Annotated in this window: 14 protein-coding genes; 13 read left to right on the top strand and 1 reads right to left on the bottom strand. The window is 69.8% G+C overall.

Features of this window, described 5'->3' with window-relative positions; genetic code table 11:
* From D7X12_RS28305 to recF, 6 genes are all read left to right on the top strand, one after another.
* A partial coding sequence (locus D7X12_RS28305) for a CsgG/HfaB family protein (RefSeq protein ID WP_208719338.1) occupies positions 1-868 on the top strand: 868 nt, incomplete at its 5' end.
* A 41-nt stretch (positions 869-909) separates the two neighbouring features.
* Positions 910-3402 carry a hypothetical protein gene (locus D7X12_RS28300; RefSeq protein ID WP_147443829.1) on the top strand — a complete coding sequence of 831 codons (2493 nt, stop codon included), beginning with the start codon at positions 910-912 and terminating at the stop codon, positions 3400-3402.
* Between the two features lie 133 nt (positions 3403-3535).
* Entirely contained in the window at positions 3536-4900 is a 1365-nt protein-coding gene (locus tag D7X12_RS28295) for a hypothetical protein (protein WP_120628382.1), read from the top strand.
* A 181-nt stretch (positions 4901-5081) separates the two neighbouring features.
* A complete protein-coding gene (locus tag D7X12_RS28290; RefSeq protein ID WP_120628379.1) occupies positions 5082-6380 on the top strand; it encodes a hypothetical protein in 1299 nt (432 codons plus the stop codon).
* Complete coding sequence (locus D7X12_RS28285; RefSeq protein WP_120628378.1) at positions 6377-6832, top strand: hypothetical protein; 456 nt, start codon at positions 6377-6379, stop codon at positions 6830-6832. Before D7X12_RS28290 ends, D7X12_RS28285 begins: the two co-directional genes overlap by 4 nt.
* Positions 6833-6941: 109 nt before the next feature.
* Positions 6942-8069 carry a DNA replication/repair protein RecF gene (gene recF / locus D7X12_RS28280; RefSeq protein WP_120628377.1) on the top strand — a complete coding sequence of 376 codons (1128 nt, stop codon included), beginning with the start codon at positions 6942-6944 and terminating at the stop codon, positions 8067-8069.
* Here recF and D7X12_RS28275 read toward each other — a convergent pair.
* Positions 8066-8449: a hypothetical protein gene (locus D7X12_RS28275; protein WP_120628376.1), complete on the bottom strand. Its 384-nt coding sequence runs from the start codon at positions 8447-8449 to the stop codon at positions 8066-8068. The genes recF and D7X12_RS28275 overlap by 4 nt on opposite strands.
* A 351-nt stretch (positions 8450-8800) precedes the next feature.
* Between D7X12_RS28275 and D7X12_RS28270 the strand changes: the two genes are divergently transcribed.
* The 7 genes from D7X12_RS28270 to D7X12_RS28240 all read left to right on the top strand — a co-directional run bounded on the left by D7X12_RS28270 (position 8801) and on the right by D7X12_RS28240 (position 15746).
* A complete protein-coding gene (locus D7X12_RS28270) occupies positions 8801-9307 on the top strand; it encodes a hypothetical protein (protein ID WP_120628375.1) in 507 nt (168 codons plus the stop codon).
* Positions 9304-10095 carry an MlaE family ABC transporter permease gene (locus tag D7X12_RS28265; RefSeq protein ID WP_120628374.1) on the top strand — a complete coding sequence of 264 codons (792 nt, stop codon included), beginning with the start codon at positions 9304-9306 and terminating at the stop codon, positions 10093-10095. The genes D7X12_RS28270 and D7X12_RS28265 overlap by 4 nt, the downstream gene beginning before the upstream one ends.
* Before the next feature lie 11 nt (positions 10096-10106).
* Entirely contained in the window at positions 10107-10955 is an 849-nt protein-coding gene (locus D7X12_RS28260) for an ABC transporter ATP-binding protein (protein WP_120628373.1), read from the top strand.
* A complete protein-coding gene (locus tag D7X12_RS28255) occupies positions 10952-12157 on the top strand; it encodes an MlaD family protein (protein ID WP_120628372.1) in 1206 nt (401 codons plus the stop codon). The genes D7X12_RS28260 and D7X12_RS28255 overlap by 4 nt, the downstream gene beginning before the upstream one ends.
* 172 nt (positions 12158-12329) lie before the next feature.
* Positions 12330-13229 (top strand): zinc metalloprotease, encoded by a 900-nt coding sequence (locus D7X12_RS28250; protein WP_120628371.1) that lies wholly within the window; start codon positions 12330-12332, stop codon positions 13227-13229.
* Positions 13230-13476: 247 nt separating this feature from the next.
* Complete coding sequence (locus tag D7X12_RS28245) at positions 13477-14376, top strand: zinc metalloprotease (RefSeq protein WP_120628370.1); 900 nt, start codon at positions 13477-13479, stop codon at positions 14374-14376.
* Between the two features lie 209 nt (positions 14377-14585).
* Positions 14586-15746: a pyridoxal-phosphate-dependent aminotransferase family protein gene (locus D7X12_RS28240; protein WP_120628369.1), complete on the top strand. Its 1161-nt coding sequence runs from the start codon at positions 14586-14588 to the stop codon at positions 15744-15746.
* The last annotated feature ends 302 nt before the right edge of the window (positions 15747-16048 follow it).

Genomic DNA, 16048 nt, shown 5'->3' with positions numbered 1-16048 from the left:
GTTGTGGGCGGTGGGGGCCTTCGCGGCGGGCGGTGCGGCAGCGGTGGAGGTGGCGCCGCCGCCCGCGGGCGCGAAGGTCCAGGCCGCGCCGCTGAAGGAGGGTGAGAAGCCGAGGCTGCTGGTCTCGGACCTGACGCCGCAGGGCGCGGAGCCCGAGCAGGCGGCGGCGCTCACCGACGCGGTGGTGCAGACGCTCACCGAGCGCGGGCTGTTCCAGGTGCTGTCGCGCAAGGACCTGCAGACGGTGCTGGGCACGGAGCGGCAGCGGCAGCTGCTGGGCGCGTGTGACACGAACCCGTCGTCCTGCGCCACGGACCTGGGCGACGTGCTGGGTGCGCGCTACGTGCTGACGGGGGCGCTGTCGAAGCTGGGCGCGACGTATGAGTTGTCGCTCCAGGTCATCGACACGGTGAAGGGGCAGCCGGTGGGGCGCAGCACGCGGCTGGCGAAGGATCCGCAGACGCTGAGGCAGCTGGTGCCCTGGGCGGTGGCGGAGGCGAGTGGTGCGCCGCTGCCGCCGCCGGCCTCGCGCGTGCTGCCGTACTCGCTGCTGACGGGCGGTGGCGCGGCGCTCCTGGGCGGAGGCGTGTACGGGCTCATCGCGCTGTCGAGGCAGAAGGTGCTCAACGACGAGCTGTGTCCGGGAGGGGATGCCGCGTGCGCGGGGCAGAACCTGCGACCGCTGGCGTACTACCAGGAACAGGACCGCAAGCTGGGGAATGACAAGACATTGGCGCTGGGCGTGATGGCGGCCGGAGCGCTGCTGGTGGGCGCGGGGCTGTACCTGATGCCGCCGCCGGAAGGAGGGCCCCGAGTGGCGCTGGTGCCGTCGCACCGGGGGCTGGGCTTCGCGGGGGTGTTTCCATGAGCGGCGAAGGAGCGCAGGCCCGAGTTGGAGACACGCGACACATGAGGCCCGCAGGTGGCGAAGGCTCGCGGGCCGGAGTTTCGGGCTCGAGCGCACGCCGGTTCCTCGTGGGCCTGCTGGGCGCGGCGAGCCTCTGGGCAGTGGCGGCGGCGTGTTCCGGTGGCGTGAAGGTGGACGAGGGCAACGCGTTCCCCTGTGACCTCACGCAGTCCGAGGACGTGCGCGACACGGCGTGTCCGCCCGCGTGGCGCTGCGGCATCGACAACCGCTGCCACGAGGCCACGGAGGAGTCCGTGACTTCCGCGAGCGAGCCGACCTTCGAGGCGACGCGTCGCTACCCGGTGTTGCTGGAGGGCGATGCCAGGATGGTGGCGTCCGACACGCGCGGAGGCCAGGTGGTGGTGGGCCATGCGGACGGTGGCGCCTTCCTGTCGAACGGGCGCGTGGTCCGGGCGCTGACGGTGGAGCCTCCGGCGCTGACACCCGCGCAGCTCGCGTTCACGGGGACCCGCGTGGCGGTCGTCACGCCGCGGAGCGCGGTGAGCGGAGAGAACGCGCTGCTGCTGGGTCGCCTGGACGACACGCGTCCGCAGGTCGCGGCGCTCACGGTGGAGCCCGCGGTCGTGACCCGGGGAGTGCGAGGCTTGCGCACGGCGCCGGGGAGGTTGGAACGGGGCCTGTTGGCGGTGCTGCTCGACACGCTGGGCGCGGGCGAGGTGGCCCCTGACACGGGCGCGTACACGCTCTATCCGGGCGCACTGCGAGCCCTGCCGGACGCGGGCGTGGAGGTGTGTGGCGCCGCGCCCCTGCCGCCGTGTCCGCCGGGTTCGCTGCTGCCCTACCTGGACGTGCGGCCCGTTCCGACGTCGCTGTTCACGAAGGACGCTGGAGCAGGACCTGACGCGCTGCCGGTGGTGGTGACGCCGGAGTACTTCTTCTGGCGAGCGCCCACGAGCGTGCCGGGCGGCAGGGACACTTGGAAGGTGCTCAACCCGGAGGACCCCATCTCCGCGGGAGGAGCGCCGAGCCCTGCGACGGCGGAGCGCGCGGCGGTGTGGTCGCTGCGTCACAGCGAGACCGCGGAGGTCTGGGCGTTGCGGAGGCCGCTGGACGGCCGGCACGTGCTGGGCACCTGGGTGCTGCGGCGCAGTGGAGGCGAGCCCCGGTTGGAGCGGGCCTGGGCGGACTGCACGCCGTGCGGGAGCGGGCGCCTGGTGGCATTCACGCCGGTGTCGGACGGAGCGCTGGGCGTGGAGGTGTTGTGCGAATCCGCGCAGGCGGGCCGCCGCACGTTGGCGCGCGTGGTGGGAAGCTCGGTGGTGAATCCGAGCGATGCCTGTCTCACGCAGCCGCTGGAAGCGCCGGTGGACTTCTCCGAGCTGTCCTCGGACGGGACGACGGGCACGCGGCTGGCGCGAGCCGGAGCGGTGGACGATGCACAGGGCGCGGGGGCGCTGCTCGGTGGAGAGCACGGGCAGGTGTGGCGGGGCCGCACGCTGTCCACGTTGCGGCCGCTGTACCTGGACCGGGTGCCGCTGAGCGTGGCGGCGCTGGGCAACGGGCTGCTGGCGTTGACGCGGGACTACCTGTCGCTGGAGGTGCCGGACTCGAGGCTGCCCGCGCGCGTGGGGCTGTCGGTGACGGCGTCGTCGGTGGAGGCGGACGGGGGCGTGCTGGAGCAGCCCGCGCTGGGCGGGTTGGTGGAGGGCTCGGCGGGATGGTTGGTGTTGGAGTCGGGGCAGGTGGCGAAGGTGAACACGCAGGGGACGACGGCGGACGTGTCGTTGGGGAGCACGTACGGGCCGCAATTGCTGGCGCCCAGCGGCGCGCCGACGTCGGGGCCCTTCCTGGGGCAGGGCGCGACGGCGGACGGAGGCTCGCTGGTGATCGCGGCGAATGATCAGCTCTACTACCTGGAAGGCATCTCACCGACGACTGAACCGGGACAGCTCGCCGGCGTGTTGCCGCGCCTGACGCCGGATCCCGGCTTCCCGGTGCGCTCGTTGGCGAGGGACCGGACCGTGAGCCTGACGGGAGCAACGCCGCAGCGGGTGCGAGGCTGGGTGGCCACGGGCCGGGGCCTCTTCGAGTACGCGCAGTCGAAGGAAGGGCGCTGGAGCCTGACGCCGTTGCCCCTGGGGGACGCGGAGCCGGTGAAGGTGTGGAGCCGCGAAGGCGGAGGCGTGGGCTACGGAAGGGTGGGCCTGCGGGACGGCGTGGTGCTGCGATTGCCGGAGGGCTTGCCGCTGACGCAGCCGCTGCCGGACGAAGGGCGCGTGGTGGACTACGTGTCGCTCGCGGGCTGGCCGGTGGCGCTGACGGAGACGGACGTGTACGCGGCGACGGTGCGGGGAACGCGCGCGGACGGACAGGCAGGGCTGCTGCAATGGATGCCATTGTCCAGGCCCGTTGGACTCACGAACGAAGCGCTCCTGGGAGCGCGCATCTTCGTGGTGAAGCACGACAGTGAAGAGGTGCTCTATCTCTTCACCCGGACGGGTTTCGTGTACCAGCTGGGAAAGGGGAGGCCGTAGGTGTTTCCCTGTCCCAGGGAACACTCCTGAAGTGCCCGTGCTGTCCATCACCATGACCGGGCAGGTCAGACCCCTCTGGTAGTCCCTGTCTTCCGACACCGGGCGAAAGCCGTGATGGAAGACAGGGATGCCCATGAGGGGACGCTGGATCGCGGTGCTGGGACTGTTGTCATTGCCAGGGACAGGCTCGGCGGCCCTCCCGCAGGAGACACCCTCCAAAGTGCCCGCTGTCAGGGATGCGCCATCCCAGGGCCCGCCGCTTCCATCCGTGGATGACTGGCATTTCCTGGCGCGGCTCGATGTCACGACGCTGGCCCTGCTGCCTCGAAACGTCGCCGGGCGGAGCGAAGGCTTCGCCCAGGTGAGCCCCACGCTGGTGGTGGACGGTGGGGCAGAGTTCGGCGTCAGCCTGGGCGCTCCGGTGCGGCTGCGTCTGTGGGGCGGTGAGCGGGACGCAGGACGCCTCCGTCAGGAGGATTGGGACAGCCTGTCGGACTGGGGGCAGGTGGTGCGCGCCCTCAAGTGGGGGTCGGACGAAGCACCCTGGGGCATCTGGGTGGGAGCCCTGGATAGCTACAGCCTGCTGTCCGGCCACCTGGTGCGGCGCTACTCCAACCGGAGCAACCCGGACTACCACCCGGCTGGTGGCTTCCTCACGGGAACGCTCGGCGCGCTCTACGTGGAGGCCTTCGCTTCGGACGTCCTGGGCGCACGCCTCCTGGGCGCGGAGGCAGAGGTGGACCTGGAACACGTCCTCTTCGGCCGCCCGCCGCAACCCGGGCGGTACACGTTGGCGGTGTCCGCCGTGCACGACGTCGGCAAGGGCGAGAGGATTTCGCCTGCGCTCACGCTGGCCCACCTGGATGGGACCGCGGTGGTGTGGGTGCGACCGGGCTTTGAACTGCACCTGCTGGCCGGCTGGGGTGGAAGGCCGGGGACGGGCAGTGCATGGGGTGCGGTGGCGGGTGTGGGCGCTGACGCGGAGACGCCGTGGTTGAACGCACGTCTGCGACTGGAAGCGCGGCGACAACATGGAGGCTTCCGTCAGGGCGCCTTCGGTCCGGACTACGAGTTGGCGCGCTTTCGCGCGGCGGGGCCTTCCGGCCGGCCCCTGGCGGAGGCACCATTTCCAGATGGAGCCTCTGCTTACGCCGAAGCGAATGTCGGCTGGGACGCGGAGCGGTTGGGAGGGCTGGTGCAACGGCACCTGACCCTCTCCTGCGCCGTGGAGGCCTTCTCGTGGGGCCGCGTGGACGCGGATGGGCGCTTCGCCCTGCAGTTGTTCGACAGGAACCTTGAACTCGCGGCGAGTGTGCTCGCGGTGGGGGCGGGCCAGCCTGGGACCCGCTACCTGTTCTCAGGGGAGGTGCGCTGGCGCTTCGCTGGGAAGCTGTACGCACTGGGGCAGGGCGGGACGTTGCTGTTCCCGGAAGCAGACGGAGCACTGCGTCCTGGGGCCTACGCGTCCTTCGGCCTGGGGGTGGACCATGCGCGTTGAGGCCCTGGTGTTGAGCGCGGCCCTGCTGGTCACAGGCTGCGTTTCCGTGAGGCCACCGTCCGGGCACGGCCGTGTCTTGAGGGACGCCCGCGGAGTGTCCCAGCCCCTGGCACCTCCTTCCCCGGTCTCCCTGGCGCAGGGTGGACCGTCGCGATTGAGGCGTCACCGGCCGGAGCGCCCGATGAGCACGGGAGCCGGGGGCCGGCCGGAGGTGAGCGACGCCGTGGAGGCGGACGCCTTCGAGCGCCTGTTGGTGCTCGCGGGATTGGACCCCCGGGACGAGAGGCCCTTGCGTGAATCCTCGCTGACGCCGACGCAGGCGACGCAGCTGCTGGCGGCCCTGCTGAAGAAGCCCGTGACAGCGGGCAACTTCCCGCCGCGCATGGGCGCGAGCCTTCTGCTGCGCGAGGTGATGGAGGGCGGCACCGTGTCGCGGGAGGACTTGCTGCATCGATTGGCACGGCTCCATCGCGCCGTGGTGCTGCGCCCCGATGGCTACCTCGCGTGGGTCATCAGCGGGCGCACGCAGCAGCGGGTGGCGGCGGTGGAATGGAAGGATGGAGTCTTTGCCGCCCTGGGTTTCGAACTGGGGCGCTTCTATCTCGACACCGGGGGCGTGTTCCGACCGGCGGACGCGCAGCTGCAGCCTGTGTTCAGTTCGTTCGTCGTGGAGGTGTACGACGACGCGGACGTCATCGGTCGTTCCCTGGATGGAGCCGAGGACGCCCTGGCCGGGCTGTACCATGCCGTCGGCCAGGTCTTGTCGCGTCCGCTGGACAGTCTCTTCGCGCTTCAGCACCTGCCTGCTGGAGTGGCGGCGCTCATCGCGTCCTCCCCCGCATATTGGGAGCGCTTCCAGTCCATGACGGTTGGCGAGCAGATCCGGGAAGTGTCCCGACTGACGACCCAGCTCCTCCTGGCGGGCGGCACGACCGCGGCGAGCACTCGGGCGCTGACAGGGTGGGTTGCCGGTGCCGAAGCGACCGTGCCGGTGTTGTCCCTGTCTGCGTCGGGCGCACTGGGGATGGAGGCTGTCGCGGTGCCGGTGGGGCGCGTTGCAACGATGATGGGAGGCGGAGCGGGGGCGGCCATCATCCTCCATGAGCCCGGGAGGTCAGGCACCGGAGGTCCAGGACAGATGCGCCCGTCGGCGGAGGAACTTCTTCAACAATCCACCCAGCGTCCTCCCGAAAGGCTCAGCGGCTTCCGCATTTTCGGGAACAAAGGACTGGTGGGTTCGACCTTCCAGCGCAACATTCTGCTGATCGAAGCAGAGGCCAAGGGAGCGGCACCGTTGAGGCGGTTGATCTCGGAGTTCGAGGCAGAAGCGCGAGCTGCGGGGGCCTCACGGCTGAGCATCACCGGGCATGCCGTCATCAATCAGGGGTTCTTGAGCCCTGCGCTCGCGGAGCGTTTCGGGTTCCAGCTTCGCCGCATCAACAAGGATACGATCGAACTGGTCAAGGAGCTGACGCGATGAAGGGACTCAGCGCTGAAGCCAGACTCCGACGGCTCCTTCGGGTCTTCACCCAGACGGGAGGAGAAGGGCTGCGGACACGCACCTTCGACAACCTCCCCGAGGATGCACGAGCGTATCTGCTGGAGCGTGCGGCACTGGGTGCCGACGAGCTCCCTGTCATCGCGTACTTCGCAGGTCCTGCGCACTGGGCACTCGTCACCACGGAGCGCATCGTGTTGGGACGGGAAGCCGGACTCCTGCATGTGCCCTGGAGTGAGCTGGAGAACGCCACGACGGACACGGCTCACATCCAGGCTGCGTTCGCATCCGACGCTGGCAACAAGTTGTCCCTGAGTCGGCTCCGGCTCCAGCGTCGGAATGCCGAGGACGTGGAGATCGAGGTCGAGGCGGGAACTGCGTTCTACGGACTCTGGAACGTGCTGAAGACGATCGCGGTCCTTCGGAAGGACTGACCCCTCGGCCCGCCTCCACCCGTGCCCCCCAGCCAGCGGAGCACCCCGCATCACGACGCTGGCCGCCCGCCGCATCTGTAGTACGAAGGGCCCCCCTCACGGTGACGCTGTGCGCCTCCTCTCCCTCCAGGTCCAGGACTTCCGCAACCTCCCGAAGGTGCAGCTCGCGCCCAGCATCCACGCGACCATCGCCGTGGGCCAGAACGGGCAGGGGAAGACCAACCTCCTGGAGGCGCTCTACTTCCTCGCCACCCTGAAGCCCCTGCGCGCGGGCCGGCTCTCCGAACTCGTCCGCTGGGGCTCACAGGCCGCCCGCGTCACCGGCCGCTTCCTCCTCAAGGGCGCCGAGCGCGAAATCTCCGTCGAGGTCGGCGGGGGCACCCGCCAGGCCCTCGTGGACGGCAAGAAGGCCTCCAGCCTGGAGGACTACTTCGGCGGCGTCTCCGTGGTCGCCTTCACCCCCGACGACCTCGAGGTCATCAAGGGCGGCCCCGACGCACGCCGCGCCTTCCTCGACCGCGCCGTGTTCAACCGCTTCCCCGCCTTCCTCAAGGAAAGCCGCGAGTACGCCCGCGCCCTCAAGAACCGCAACCGCCTGCTCCGAGACGGCGCCTCCGTCGACGCCGCGTACCTCGACGCCTATGACGAAACGCTCGCCCGTGCGGGCGCCCGCCTCTACGCCCGCCGCCGCGCGCTGATGGCGGAACTCGCCCCTCGCGCCCAGGCCACGTTCGCCTCCATCGGTCGCACCGCCGACCCCGCCGTGTACGCCTACCACCCCGCGCACCTCGGCGCGGACTTCGCCCAGGCGGACGAGGCCGCGCTCGCCGCCGCCTTGCGTGAAGCGCTCGCGGGCCGCCTGCGCCGCGACCTGGACCGCGGCTTCACCTCCGTGGGTCCTCACGTGGATGACGTCTCCGTGACGCTCGGCGGCCGCAGCGCCCGCGCCTACGCGAGCCAGGGACAGCAGCGCGCCCTGGTGCTGGGCTGGAAGATCGCGGAGATCGAAAACCTGGAAGCCGCCATGGGCTTCCTCCCCCTGCTCCTCCTGGATGACGTCTCCAGCGAGCTGGATCCGGAGCGCAATGCCTACCTCATGGGCTACCTGGCCCAGAGCGGCGCGCAGGTCTTCCTCACCACCACCGACGCAGGGCTCGTCCGAGCCGCCGCCGCCAGTGACTCCCTGTGGCTCACCGTCCACGCGGGACAGGTGAACACAGACACGCCGTCTCCCTAGTGCACGCGCCGTCGCTGCCAGGGCCAGTGCACCGGCCCGCGCTTCGCCCGCTGCGAAAGCTCCTCCTGCGTCACGTGGCCGAAGTACGCGTAGCGGAACTCCGCCCACAACACCCCGAACGCCGCCGCGAACAGGAACACCGCGAGCGTCAGCCACCACACCGTGCCCGTCGCCCACGCGATGATGCCCAGCACGGCCAGCGCCGCTGACGCGCCCAGCGACACCTCGCGCAGCCGCTTCGACTCGCTGAACGCCATCCCCATCGTCAACATCGAGATGACCAGCAGCGGCCACGCCAGCCAGTACGACGTGCGCGCGAACAGGTTGGCAATCGATAGCAGGAACAACCCGAATCCAAATATCGCCAGTCCGCCGTCCATTGAATCCTCCTCGTGAGAATCCCCTGGGGACTCCCGGCTGAACATGCGTCCTCGCTCCACGCGGAGGCACTCCCCCGGAGAGCGGGCCCGCCGCGTCCGACCGGGGACACGGCGGGAGAGCGGCACCTCCAGCGCGCCCGGAATACGCGCCAGCGCCGTGGTGTCTGCTTCGTGTTCACACCGACGCGCGCGTGTCGCGCCCGCAGTCCTTCCGAGGCGGCGGGCGCTCGCTGACGGCGTGAGGAGCGGTAGTCGACGTTTGCTCCAACGAAGTTGTTGCGGACGTCCCAGGCCTGCACCATGACGTGCGCCGTCCCACCCGGAAGCCCTCGGGACGAACGAAATGGTGCCATGTCGCGGATGCTGCTGACGCTCGTGTTGTCCCCCCTGCTCGCGGGGTGCCACCGCGCGACGTTCGAGGACTCGGTGCTCCAGAAGTCCGACGTGAAGTACCGCGTCGGCCCCCTGCCCACGGACGTCTGGCAACGCACGGGCTTCGAGGACAACGACCTCGCCTTCGTGGAACGCGGTGACACGGGCCGTGTCATCGCCACCAACTCCACCTGCAAGGACCACGACGACCCGTCGCTGCCCGTCCTCACGAAGCACCTGCTCATGGGCTTCACCGAACGGCAGGACCTGGGCCAGCGCACCTTCACGCTGGATGGCCGCGAGGCCCTGCGCAGCCGCTACGTCGCCAAGCTCGACGGCGTCCCCGTGTCGCTGGAACTCGTCGTCGTCAAGAAGGACAACTGCGTCTTCGACTTCAGCTACGTGTCCCCCGTGGGCGCCGCCGAAGCACGCATGGCCGACTTCGAGAGCCTCGTCTCCGGCTTCCACGCGGAGCGCCTGCAATGATGCCCGAACCCCCCAGCCCCTCCGGCCCCACCCTCAAGGAGCGGCTCAAGGAGCGCATGGAGTCGCTGGGCGCGCTGTCCGTGATGACGGGCCAGGTGTTCAGCCGCGCCGTGCGCCCCCCGTATGACGTGGCCGGGCTCATCTTCCACACCGAGTCCCTGGGCGTGCGCTCGCTGCCCATCGCGCTGCTCACCGCCACCTTCGCCGGCCTCGTCATCTCCCTGCAGTTCGGCTACTTCCTCGCCCGCTTCGGCGTGCAGTACACCGTGGGCCGCGTCGTCATCCTCACGCTGTTCCGGGAGCTGGCCCCCGTGCTCACCGCCCTCACCGTGGGCGCGCGCATCGGGTCCGGCATCGCCGCGGAGCTGGGCTCCATGACCGTGACGGAGCAGGTGGACGCCATCCGCGCGCTCGGCGCGGACCCGCTGCGCAAGCTCGTGGTGCCGCGCGTGTTCGCGTGCCTCATCGTCATGCCCGTGCTCACCGTGTTCTCCGACGTGGTGGGCCTGATTGGCGGCGCGCTCGTCGTGCGCTCCCAGTACGGCATCTCCCTGGATCAGTTCTTCCAGGGCGCGCTGGACGCGGTGCTGATGGGCGACTTCCTGTCCGGCGTCATCAAGGGCGCGGTGTTCGGGCTCATCATCGGGCTGGTCGGCTGCTTCAAGGGGCTCGCGGTGGAGGGCGGCACCGAAGGCGTGGGCCGCGCCACCACCCAGACGGTGGCCATCACCTCCGTGTCCGTGTGCCTGTCGGACTTCTTCATCACGAAAATCACGCTCTACTTCTGAGTGAAGCCCGAATGAAGCCGTCCCGGACCCCGCGCAAGTCGCGCACCCCTCACGTCGACCCGCCCGCCCCGTTCGAGTTCCGCAAGCCCACCCCGGGCGAGGAGCTCATCCGCTTCGACGGGCTCGTCAAACAGTTCGGCGCCAAGCGCATCTACGACGGCGTGGACCTGGACGTGCGCGCGGGGGAGACCCTGGTCGTCCTCGGCGGCTCCGGCGTGGGCAAGAGCGTGCTGCTCAAGTGTCTCATCGGCCTGATGCACCCGGACGGCGGCCGCGTCCTCTTCGAGGGCTACGACGTCTCACGCTTCTCCGAGGAGCAGTTCCTGGAGGTCAGGAAGCACGTGGCCATGGTGTTCCAGGGCGCGGCCCTCTTCGACTCGCTCAGCGTCGGGGAGAACGTGGCGTACCCGCTGCGCGAACACTTCCCGAAGCTGTCGGCCGCGGAGGTGCGCAAGCGCGTGGCGGAGAAGCTGGAGCTGGTGGACCTGCCCAACACGGAGAAGCTGATGCCGTCGGACCTGTCCGGTGGCATGCGCAAGCGCGTGGGCCTGGCGCGCGCCATCGCCACCGACGCGGAGGTCATCCTCTGGGATGAGCCGACGACGGGCCTGGACCCCGTCACCACGCAGACCATCAACGAGTTGATTGACTCCATGAAACAGCGGCTGGGCGCCACCTCCATCGTCGTCACGCACGACATGGTGAGCGCCTTCGTGCTCGCGGACCGGATGGCCATGCTGGCCAACCGTAGAATCGTCCAGGTGGGCACCCCTGAAGAGATGCGCCGCTCCACGGTGCCGGAGGTGCGGGCCTTCCTGGACGCGCGCCGCCTGGAGCTGAACCCCCGAGGAACACCATGAGTCTCTTCACGACCACCTCGAAGGAGAAGCGCCTCGCCGTGCGCGCGGGCGTCTTCGTCGCCGTCGGCCTTGCAGTGGCCGGCGTCGTCGTCTTCTTCATCGGACGCGAGTCGAACCTCTTCCAGCGTCAGGTCGTCTTCCGCGCCTACTTCAACAGCGTGGACGGCCTGAGCGACCAGTCCCCCGTCTGGATTGGCGGCCTCAAGGTGGGCCGCGTCAACGGCGTGACCTTCTCCCCGGACCTGAAGGACAGCCGCCTGGAGGTGCAGTTCCAGGTCGCCAGCGCCTACTCGGACCGCGTTCGCGCGGACTCCGTGGCGAAGCTCACCAGCATGGGCGTCCTGGGCGACAAGGCGGTGGACATCTCCCTGGGCAGCGCGGACCAGCCGGCCGTGCCCCCCGGCGGCGTCGTCAAGTCCAGCAGCGGCGGGGACCTGTCCAAGCTCATGAGCAGCGCCAGCCAGGTGATGGAGAACTCCGTCGCCATCAGCGAGTCCCTCAAGGACGCCGTCAAGGTCTACGCGAACCCGGAGCTGTCGCGCGACCTGGCCAAGAGCGTCGCGTCGCTGCGCGCCATCATGGAAGAGGTGGAGAAGGGCGACGGCGCGCTGCACGCCCTCATCTACGACAAGCGCACGGGCCAGGAGGTGAACACCCTGCTCGCCAACGCGTCGGGCGCCGCGAAGCGCATGGATGGCGCGCTGGGCCATGTGGAGGCCATCCTCGGTGAAGTCCGCCGCGGCGACGGCACCGCGCACGCGCTCATCTACGGCCAGGACGGCGCGGTGGCCCTGCAACAGCTGGGCGAGGCCGCGGGCCAGCTCGCGGGCCTGATTGAAGACGCGAAGAAGAGCCCCAATGGCGCAGTGCACCAGCTCGTCTACGGCGACGCGAAGGGCATGTTCGCGGACCTGGGCAGCGCGGCGGCGGACATCAAGCAGATCACCGCCACCGTGGCCAAGGGCGACGGCACCCTGGGCGCGCTCGTCTCCGACCCCACCGTCTACGACGACCTGCGCGAGGTGCTGGGCAACGTGAAGCGCAATCGCATCCTCCGCGCGCTGGTGCGCTTCTCCGTCAGCAATCACGAATCCCTGGACCAGGTGGGCAAACCCCAGACAGCGCCCGCGCCGCTGACGCCCGCCGAGCCTCCCGCGCCTCCCGAGACTCCCGCGCCCACGAGCCCCTCGCCCACACCCTGAAATCCAGCGGTACGAAGTGACCCGTGGGTAAGCCAGACAACCCCTGTTTCACTGCGGGGGACACCCTGGGAGCCCATACGGATTTGCGAATATTTCGGTGAATGCCGGTCCATTGACTTTCAAGTCATGCAAGGCGTATTTCCGTCTCCCCACTTTTTCGAGGAGCTGGGAAATGCTTCGTAACGTCGCGCAGCGCGGTGGCCGTGTCGCGGTGGTCCTTGGCACGCTGATGTCCCTGGCGGGTTGCAACAGCAGCGCCCCGGCGCCCGAAGAGCAGGCCCCGGTGGAGACGGCCGCGCCGACGCAGGAGGCCCTGCCGCACCGCGGCTGTGCCACCATCGAGCCGTCCGCGGATGAGAAGCTGGAGATTGAAGCCATGCTCTCGGGTCGCGTGCAGGCGATGCGCGCGGTGGGCTCGGTGAACGTGCCCACGTACTTCCACGTCATCAACAAGGGCACGGGCATCGCCAACGGCGACATCCCGGCCTCGCAGATCACCGCGCAGATGAACGTGCTGAACGCGGCGTACGCGAACACGCCGTTCCGCTTCACGCTGGCGGGCACGGACCGTACGACGAACAGCTCCTGGTACAACCTGGCGCAGGGCAGCACCAACGAGCGCAACATGAAGAACGCGCTGCGCAAGGGTGGCAAGGAGTCGCTGAACATCTACACGGCGAACCTCAGCGGCGGCCTGCTGGGCTGGGCGACGTTCCCCTCCAGCTACGCCAGCAACCCCAAGATGGACGGCGTCGTGATGCTGTACAGCAGCGTCCCCGGCGGCACCGCGTCCCCGTACAACCTGGGCGACACCGGCACGCACGAAGTCGGTCACTGGGTGGGCCTGTACCACACGTTCCAGGGTGGCTGTGCCAGCCCGGGCGACTCGGTCAGCGACACGCCTCCGGAGGCCTCGCCCGCGTACGGCTGCCCCGTCGGCCGTGACACCTGCTCCGGTGGCGGCGTGGACCCCATCTACAACTTCATGGACTACTCCGACGACAGCTGCATGAACACGTTCACCGCGGGCCAGTCGACCCGCGCGGACAGCCTGACGCTGTCGTACCGCTAGCCGGCCGCGCCTTCTTCGGCGCTTCCATCGCTGTGGCCGTTTCCTGACGCCGGAGGTCTCCCATTCACGGGGGCCCCGGCGTCGTCCATTTCCGGCGTGAAACACATACGCCCCGTCACCTCGCCCACGGACAACCTGTTGGGGGTCAACTGGGTTTGCTGGGATTGCAATTTTTCAGCATGGGTTGACTTCCGCTGTTTCATGGGTGTATTTCCGTCTCCCCACTTTTCCGAGGAGTTGGGAAAACATGCTTCGTAACGTCGCGCAGCGCAGTGGTCGTGTCGCGGTGGTCCTTGGCACGCTGATGTCCCTGGCGGGTTGCAGCAGCAGCGCCCCGGCGCCCGAAGAGCAGGCCCCGGCGGAGACGGCCGCGCCGACGCAGGAGGCCCTCCCGCACCGCGGCTGTGCCACCATCGAGCCGTCCGCGGCTGAGAAGGCGGAGATCGAAGCGGCCATCGCGGGCCGTGTGCAGGCGAAGCGCGCGGTGGGCTCGGTGAACGTGCCCACGTACTTCCACGTCATCAACAAGGGCACGGGCATCGCGAACGGCGACATCCCGGACTCGCAGATCACCGCGCAGATGAACGTGCTGAACGCGGCGTTCGCGAACACGCCGTTCAAGTTCACGCTGGCGGGCACGGACCGCACGACGAACAGCACCTGGTACAACCTGAACAGCGGCTCCGCGGCGGAGAAGAAGATGAAGGCCGCGCTGCGCAAGGGTGGCAAGGAGTCGCTGAACATCTACACGGCGAACCTCGGCGGCGGCCTGCTGGGCTGGGCGACGTTCCCCTCCAACTACGCGCGTCAGCCGTCCATGGACGGCGTGGTCCTCCTCTACAGCAGCGTCCCCGGCGGCACCGCGTCCCCGTACAACCTGGGTGACACGGGCACGCACGAGGTCGGCCACTGGGTGGGCCTGTACCACACGTTCCAGGGTGGCTGCGCCGCCCCTGGCGACTCGGTCAGCGACACGCCTCCGGAGGCCTCGGCCGCGTTTGGTTGCCCGACGGGCCGCGACACCTGCGCGGGCGACGGCGCGGACCCCATCCTGAACTTCATGGACTACACCGACGACGCCTGCATGGACCGGTTCAGCCCCGGCCAGTCGGCCCGCGCGGACACCCTGACGGCGCAGTACCGCTAGTCAGCCGCTCTCGCAGTCCCTTCAGCTCCTGACGCCGGAGTCTCCCCAGTCACACGGGGGGCTCCGGCGTCTTCCTTTTCACGGTGTCCACCCGGCGTGCGCCGTGGCTCGCGGGAGGCTCGCGGCCGTGGACAAGGCGGGGCCGCGCTGGCCACAGTGGGGCCTGCCCCTTCCGCCCCTGGAGGGTGCCCCAAGGAGGGTGTGTCGCCGTGAGAGACCTGTTGATGATTCCCGGTCCGGTGGACGTGGACGCTGACGTGTTGGCGGCGCTGGCGGCGCCGGTGCCCGGGCACCTGGACGCGGACTTCATCGCCACCTTTGGCCGGGCCTTGAAGCGCCTGCGGGAGATTTCACTCGCGCCCGGCGCGCAGCCCTTCGTCGTCTCCGGCAGCGGCACCCTGGCGATGGAGCTGGCGGTGGCCAACCTCACCGAGCCGGGCGACCGCGCGCTGGTGGTGAACACCGGCTACTTCAGCGACCGCATGGCCTTCATCCTGGAGCGCCACGGCGCGAAGGTGACGCACGTGCGCGCGCCCCTGGGCGGCGCGCCGGACGCGGCCCAGGTGGAGGCGGAGCTGCGGAAGGGCCCCTTCAAGCTGATGACCGTCACCCACGTGGACACCTCCACCGCGGTGCTGGCCCCCGTGGAGTCGCTGGTGAAGGCCGCGCGCCGGCACGGCGTGCTCGCGGTGGTGGACGGCGTGTGCGCCACCGCGGGCGAGCCCTTCCACCAGGACGCGTGGGGCGCGGACGTGTACCTCACCGCCAGCCAGAAGGCGGTGGGCGTGCCGCCGGGCCTGGCGCTCCTGACGGTGAGCCCGCGCGCGCTGGAGGCGTGGCGCCAGCGCAAGGTGCCCGTGGCCAGCGTGTACCCGGACTGGGCGGAGTGGCTGCCGGTGATGGAGGCCTACGAAGCCGGCAAGCCCGCCTACTTCGCCACGCCCCCCACGTCCCTCATCCGCGCGCTGGACGTGAGCCTGGGACAGATTCTCGCTGAAGGGCTGGAGGCCCGCTTCGAACGCCACCGCCGCATGGCCCGCGCCTTCCGCGCCGCGTGGAGCGCCATGGGCCTGCGCATGCTCCCCACGTCCGAAGCCGTCGCCGCCAACACCCTGAGCGCCCTGTACTACCCGGACGGCATGGACGCCTCGCTCGTCGGCCGCGTGAAGGCCCAGGGCGTGGCCATCGCCGGAGGCCTCCACCCGGAGCTGAAGACGCGCTACTTCCGCGTGGGCCACATGAACCGCGTCACCGCCGCGGACGTGCTCGCCACCGTGGGCGCCATCGAGCGCGCCCTCCAGGCTGGAGGCCACCGCGCCACCGCGTCCGGCACCGGCGTCGCCGCCGCCCAGGCCGTCCTGTCCGACTGAGCCGCCAGTCTCCCGTCCTCTCAACTTCCAGGAAACAGCCGGGCGGCCCACCCATTAGGTTTCTGTACACTCCTGGATAATGTCCGGTACTTCCGGTGTTGCCGGTATTTCTTGGCGTTATCCTGGAAATGTGTGATTGGACTGCAAGGTGTGGGCGGGGCGTGGGCTCCGGCACTGGTGAGGGGGAAGGACTGCGCCGACGGAGGGACCCGAAACCGGGTGTCCGTTCCGGCGCCAGAAGTGGATGGGAGGTCGGTATGGAGCTCGGACCGTTCGAGGGTTCGGCAGGGGTGGCGGGGGCG

This window comes from Corallococcus sicarius (genome assembly GCF_003611735.1).
Taxonomy (GTDB): Bacteria; Myxococcota; Myxococcia; order Myxococcales; family Myxococcaceae; genus Corallococcus; species Corallococcus sicarius.
This window is presented reverse-complemented; position numbering and strand designations above follow the sequence as displayed.

Coding starts and splice junctions, on each gene's coding strand:
- D7X12_RS28255 (WP_120628372.1), top strand. CDS start 10,952: ATGAGTCTCTTCACGACCACCTCGAAGGAGAAGCGCCTCGCCGTGCGC.
- D7X12_RS28300 (WP_147443829.1), top strand. CDS start 910: ATGAGGCCCGCAGGTGGCGAAGGCTCGCGGGCCGGAGTTTCGGGCTCG.
- D7X12_RS28285 (WP_120628378.1), top strand. CDS start 6,377: ATGAAGGGACTCAGCGCTGAAGCCAGACTCCGACGGCTCCTTCGGGTC.
- D7X12_RS28250 (WP_120628371.1), top strand. CDS start 12,330: ATGCTTCGTAACGTCGCGCAGCGCGGTGGCCGTGTCGCGGTGGTCCTT.
- D7X12_RS28290 (WP_120628379.1), top strand. CDS start 5,082: ATGAGCACGGGAGCCGGGGGCCGGCCGGAGGTGAGCGACGCCGTGGAG.
- D7X12_RS28265 (WP_120628374.1), top strand. CDS start 9,304: ATGATGCCCGAACCCCCCAGCCCCTCCGGCCCCACCCTCAAGGAGCGG.
- D7X12_RS28260 (WP_120628373.1), top strand. CDS start 10,107: ATGAAGCCGTCCCGGACCCCGCGCAAGTCGCGCACCCCTCACGTCGAC.
- D7X12_RS28245 (WP_120628370.1), top strand. CDS start 13,477: ATGCTTCGTAACGTCGCGCAGCGCAGTGGTCGTGTCGCGGTGGTCCTT.
- D7X12_RS28270 (WP_120628375.1), top strand. CDS start 8,801: ATGTCGCGGATGCTGCTGACGCTCGTGTTGTCCCCCCTGCTCGCGGGG.
- D7X12_RS28275 (WP_120628376.1), bottom strand. CDS start 8,449: ATGGACGGCGGACTGGCGATATTTGGATTCGGGTTGTTCCTGCTATCG.
- D7X12_RS28295 (WP_120628382.1), top strand. CDS start 3,536: ATGAGGGGACGCTGGATCGCGGTGCTGGGACTGTTGTCATTGCCAGGG.